This window comes from Streptomyces coryli (genome assembly GCF_011044975.1).
In the GTDB taxonomy this organism is placed as follows: Bacteria; Actinomycetota; Actinomycetes; order Streptomycetales; family Streptomycetaceae; genus Streptomyces; species Streptomyces coryli.
In genome coordinates, this window is the sequence record NZ_JAAKZV010000505.1 from 1 (window position 1) to 1,745 (window position 1,745).

A 1,745-nucleotide genomic window follows, 5' to 3' on the forward strand; every position below is an offset into this window, starting at 1 on the left:
ACCCCCAACCGGCCAACCCGCCCCTGCGGATCCGCCGCCATCCCCTCCAACACCCGCAGCAGCCACCGCATCAGCTCCTGAGCCTCGGCCGCGTCGAAGACATCCGGCCGATAGCTCAGTCGCATCGTCAGCCCGCCGACCGGGCCCGCGACAAGTCCCAGCGGATAGTTGGTCGACTCCCGGCCGCCGGCCTCGACCACCCGCAGTCCGCTCGGGCCGTCCGCCTGCCCCTCGTCCGCACCGGGCGACTGCTCATGCGCCCCGGCCGGGAAGTTCTCGAAGGCCATCAGCGTGTCGAACGTCGCACCCGGTCCCGCCAGGCGCTGCACCTCACTCAGCCCGAGGTACTGGTAATCCATCAGCGCCGACTGCCGGCTTTGCAGCTCGCTCAGCATCTCGGCGACGGTGTGTGCGGGGTCGAACTCCACACGAACTGGAACGGTGTTGATGAAGAACCCCAGCATGCTCTCCATGCCCGGAACATCCAGCGGCCGCCCGGCGACCGCGGCACCGAACACCACATCCCGCCGACCCGTCAGCTTCCCGACCACCAAGGCCCAGGCGGCCTGGACCACGGTGTTCAAGGTCACGCCATGCGCGCGGGTCAGATCGTCCAGCGCCTCGGAGAGCTCGGCGCTCGCCGCACCGGTCACTTCCTCGGTCACCACCGCCGCGGCGTCCCGCTCCACCGGGGCGACCAGCGTGGGCTCGTCCGCGCCCGCCAACTCCTGGCGCCAGGCCTCGCGCGCCGCCTCCTTGTCCTGCCGGCCCAGCCACTCCAGATAGTTCCGGTACGGAGTGATCTCGGGCAGGCCGGCCGTGCTGCCGCCCGCCTCGTACGCGGTCCACAGCTCCTGCATCAGAATCGGCAGCGACCAGCCGTCCAGCAGGATGTGATGCAGCGTCATCATCATCCGGTAGCGGTCCGGGGCCAGCTTCACCAGCAGAATCCGCAGCAGCGGCGGTGCCGCCAGATCGAAGCGCTGGGCCCGCGCGGCGATCCCCAGCCGGTCCGACTCCGCCCAGGCGGCGTCCTCGGCGAGCCGCGACAGGTCCTCCTCCTGCCACGGCATGTCGGCGTGCTCCACGATCACCTGCACGGGGTCACCCAGCCCGTCCAGCTGCCGGAAGCCCGCGCGCAGCGGCGCATGCCGGTCGAGGAGACGCTGCCAGGAGGCCCGCAGGGCCTGTACGTCCAACGGACCCTCAAGACCCAGGATCATCTGCTCCACATACACGTCCGTGTCGCTCTCGTCGAAGAGCGCGTGGAACAGCAGACCTTCCTGCAGCGGCGTTACGGGCAGCACCTCGGCGAGCCCTGGTGTCGCGGCCTCCAGCTCCTCGACATGACCCTGGCCGAGTGCGATCAAGGGGAAGTCGGACGGCGTGTGGCCACCGCTGACCGCGGCACTGGTGTGGGTGGCGATCCCGGTCAGCATGGCCGCCCAGCCGTCGACCAGTTCCCGTACGGCCGCCTCGTCCAGCACGCGCTCCGGCCAGGCCAGGGAGAGGGTGAGCCGCGGCCCTTCGGGCAGGTCGTGGACGATCCCCATGGCCTCGAGGGCGTGCATCACGGGGATCGGGGTGTCGGCGCCTCCGCCGCCGCTGCCGAGCGGGGCCCAGTCCTGCGGCTCGTCCGCCTGTCCCGCTGCCGCAGCGGGGGTACGGCCCAGGTAGTTGAAGCCGATCTGGGCGGTGGGCAGGGCGGCGAGGGTGGGGGCGGTGTCGGGGTTGAGGTGGCGGAG

1 protein-coding gene is annotated in these 1,745 nt (G+C 71.2%); it reads right to left on the reverse strand.

The genetic code is table 11. The features are described 5' to 3' along the window. On the reverse strand, window positions 1–1,745 hold a 1,745-nt coding region (locus G5C51_RS41755; RefSeq protein WP_240930290.1), incomplete at both ends, for a condensation domain-containing protein.